Below are 4,164 nucleotides of genomic sequence, written 5' to 3'. Positions count from 1 at the left end.
GGCGGCCGACGGCGCGAACCTGTCCGTGACCGAGGCGCTGGGCGTGCGGACGCCGGGGCAGTTCGGCGCCCGAGCTTCGTCGCTGACCGGCGGCACGCTGACCGTGTCGGCCCAGGAGGTGGACGCGCGGCAGGCGCAGTGGTTGCATCTGGGCACGGAGGCGATGTCGGTCCGCGTCGGCGGAACGCTGACCGCGGATGACGCGCGCCTCGCCGGCAATGCCTCCGACATGACGCTGACTGCCGGCGCGATCAGCGCGCCGCGGGCGAAGCTGGAGCACTACGGCACGGGCCTGATGACGCTCTCGTCTGCAGGATCGCTGAACACCGAGGCCGCGCAGGTCGTCGGTGCACGCATCGGCCTCGACGCCGCCGAATGGCGCAACGCGGGCGGCCGCTGGACGCAGACCGCATCGGACGGCGCGTTCACCGCGACCGTCGCCGGCCAGATGGACAACCGGGACGCGCGCATCAACGCGAACGGCCAGCAGCTCCGCATCGAGGCGGGCGTGGTCGACAACACGCGCGGCCAGATCGCGCAGGCCGGTGGCGCGCTGAGCTTGAACGCCGACCGCCTCGACGGGGCCGGCGGCAGCCTGCTGGCGCAAGGCGCGATCGCGCTGTCGACCCAGGGCGCGACGGACCTGAGCGGCGCGACGACGCAAGGCCGGGCGATCCGCATCACGGCGGACTCGCTCGCGCATCGCGGCGGCGAGATGGCCGCCACGGACGGCCTGTCCGTCACGGCGGGCGCCATCGACAACCAGGGCGGCAAGCTGCAGGCCGGGCAGGCGCTGAGCGTGACGAGCACCGACCTTGCCAACCGGGACGGCCAGCTGCATGGTGGCAGCGTGGCGATCACGGCCTCGACCTTGAGCAACGCGGGCCAGGGCCTGATCGTGGCGGATGGCGCCATGACGCTGAACGCGGGCCTGCTGAACAACGCCGGGCAGGTGCAGGCGCAGGGCGCGCTGACTGGCCGCGCCACCGGCCGCATGATCAACACGGGCATCGTGCGCGCGGGGGCCGAGGCGACCCTCGAGCTCGGCAAGCTGACCCAGACGGCCACCGGCACCCTCACGGCACAGCGCGCGCTGACCGTGGACGCGGGCACGATCGACAGCCTCGGCCTGATCGCGGCGGGCCTGCGGGCGGACGCCTCGCTCGGCGGCGCGCACGGCCTGACCCTGCGCACCACTGGCGATCTGCGCCAGGGCGGTGCCCTGCTGGCTTCCGGCGCCGTGTCGGTGAGCGGTACGGGCGTGGACCTCTCCGGAGCCCAGGCGCAAGGCGCGAGCGTGGCCGTGAGCGCTGGCGGCGACCTGAACCTGCAGGGCACGCAGGCGACGACGCCGGGCGCCCTGCGTCTCCAGGCGAGCGGTCTCATCGACAGCCGCACCGCGGTGATCGGCGGCGCCGATGTCGCGCTGAGCGCTCGGCAGTGGACCCACGCGGGCGGCGTGCTCGCGCAGACGGGCGCGACCGGATCATTCATCGCCTCGACGACCGAAGCGATCGACAACACCCAGGGCACGATCAGCGCGCAGGGCCGGGCCCTGACGCTGCGGACGGGCGCGCTCGGCAATGCGGGCGGTCGCCTGCTGCAGGCCGGCGGCCGCGACCTGACCCTGACGGTCGACCGCCTCGATGGTGCTGGCGGGCAGGTGCTCGCCGAGGGTCAGCTCACGCTGAACGCGCGTGGCGCGGTCGACCTGGTCGGCGCGACCACGCAGGCCGCGCGGCTGACGATGAACGCGGGCAGCCTCGATCACCACGACGGCCGTCTGCGAGTCGAGCAGGACGCGACGATCGATATCGGCGGCGCCCTGGACAACCGGGGCGGTCGCCTCAGCGCGGGCGCCGGGCTCGGCATCGATGCGGGCTCCCTCACCAACCAGGTCGGTCAGATCGACGCGACGCGCGTCGGCATCCAGACTGGAACGCTGGACAACGGCGCGCAGGGGCTGATCGTCTCGCGCGGCGATCTGGCGATCCGGGCTTCAACCTGGAACAACGACGGCACCGCCCAGGCGCTGGGCCGCGCCGACCTGTCGGTCACCGGCACGCTGACGAACACGGGCACGGTGCATGCGCAAAGTGACGTGGCGCTGGCGACGGGACGTCTGTCGCAGACGGCCATCGGCCTGATCGGCGCTCAGGGTGGCCTGACCGTCCGCGCCGACGAGCTGGCCGGCAACGGCACGCTGGCCGCCGGCCTGAAGAGCGACAACACACTGGCCGCGAGCGGCGACCTGCGCCTGGACGTGAGCGGCACGCTCCAGCACGCCGGCGCCTTGCTGGCGGGCGGCGCGCTGAGCGCCAGCGCGGCGCGACTGCAGTTTGACGACAGTCGAGGCCAGGCCGCCGGCGTGAGCCTGGTCTCGAGCGATCCGTCCGGATCGGTGATCCTGAACCGGGCGACCTGGACGACCGCCGGCGCGCTCGTGGTGAACGCGGCCGGCGCGCTCGGCAGCGACGGCGCGCGCATCGAGGCGGGCCGCGTGGACCTGACCGTGGCGAGCTGGAGCAACGTGGCTGGCCACTGGTTGCAGACGGCGCCGGCGGGCGGCTTCTCGGCCGCCGTGGCGGGCCTGCTCGACAACCGCCAGGGTGAGCTCGGTGCGAACGGCGCCGCGATGACGCTGACGGCCGATCGCCTCGACAACACCGGCGGTCGCCTCACGCAGGCCGGCGGCGACCTGACGGCGCGCGTGACCCAGTGGGACGGCACGCGGGGCCAGGTCTTGTCCACGGGGATGCTGACGCTCACCGCGACGGGCGTGGTGACTCTGGATCACGCGACCACGCAAGCGGCGCAACTGAACCTGACGGCGGGCAGCCTCGATCACGAGGCCGGCCAGCTGCTGAGCGCCCGGGACGCCACGCTCCGCGTCGGGGGCGCCTTCGACAACCGCGGCGGCAAGGTGCAGGCGAACGGCGCGCTCGACGCGTCCTCGCTGAGCCTGGACAACACGGGCGGACAGCTGTCGGCTCAGCGCATGACGCTGCGCTCGGATCGCGTCGACAACGGCGCGCAGGGCTTGATCGCCGCGACCGGCGCGGCGGGGACGCTGACGATCGAAGCCGGCCAGATGAGCAACGCCGGCGCGGTGCAGAGCAGCGGCGACGCGACGCTGACCGCGACCGGACGCTTCGACAACACCGGCGTCGTGCACAGCCAGGGCCAGGGCGTGGTGCGCGGCGGCGCGCTGAGCAACAACGGCACGGTCGCCTCGCAGGGCGCGCTGGACGTGTCCGTCGCGCAGTTGAGCGGGACGGGCGCCTTCGCGGCGGGCCTGCGGTCGGACGGCATCTGGACGGGCACGGGCGACTTGTCGATCGGCGCGTCGCAGTCGCTGCAGTTCAGCGGCGCGCTGACGGCGGCGGGCGATCTCGGCGTCACGGCGCCGTCGCTGCAACTGCAGGGCGCGCAGCTCCAGGCGGCAACCCTGGGTCTGCGGGCCAGCGCCGGCGACCTGTCGCTGGACCGGGCCGCGGTGGCGGCCACGAGGACGCTGAGCCTGTCGGTCACCGGAGACCTCGCGACCACGCAAGCGACGGTGAGCGGCGCGGGCATCCAGCTGGCGGCGCGTCACTGGAACAACGCCGGCGGGCGGCTGACGCAGACCTCGGCCACGCAGGCCCTGGGCGTCGCGCTCGCGGGCGATCTGAACAACCACGGCGGGACCATCGAATCGGCGGGCGCCTCGCTGACGCTGGAGGCCGGGCGCATCGACAACGGCGCCGGTCGCATCGTCCAGGCGGGCGGGGCGTTGACGCTGCGCGCGACCCAATGGGATGGCGCCCAGGGGCAGGTGCTGGCGACCGGCGCGCTCGACTGGCGCGTCGATGGCGCGGTGGCGCTGGCCGGCGCGACGACGCAGGCCGACAGCATCCGCCTGATCGGGGGCAGCCTCGGTCACGACGGCGGGAAGATGACCGCTGCCCAAGGCCTGACGGTCGATGTCACCGGCGGGCTGAGCAATCGTGGCGGCACGCTGGCGGCCGGCGGCGCGCTGGATGTCGAGGGCGCGAGCGTCGGCAACGGCGCCGGCGGTCTGATGCAGGCCGGCGGCACGCTGCGCGTGCACGGGACCGGCGCGGACATCGTCGACAACCAGGGCGGTCGGCTGCGTGCCGGCGGCGATCTGCTCGTTGACGCGGC

Annotated in this window: 1 protein-coding gene; it reads left to right on the top strand. The window is 74.1% G+C overall.

Going from position 1 to position 4,164, the window contains the following annotated elements:
- On the top strand, window positions 1-4,164 hold a 4,164-nt coding region (locus tag MCHT01_RS25280; protein ID WP_148661735.1), incomplete at both ends, for a beta strand repeat-containing protein.

Origin of the sequence: Mitsuaria chitosanitabida ATCC BAA-476 = NBRC 102408, from assembly GCF_001598255.1 — a bacterium.
GTDB lineage: Bacteria > Pseudomonadota > Gammaproteobacteria > Burkholderiales > Burkholderiaceae_C > Roseateles > Roseateles chitosanitabidus.
The sequence above is the reverse complement of the archived record's forward strand: the minus strand, read 5'-3'. Positions and strand labels throughout refer to the sequence as shown.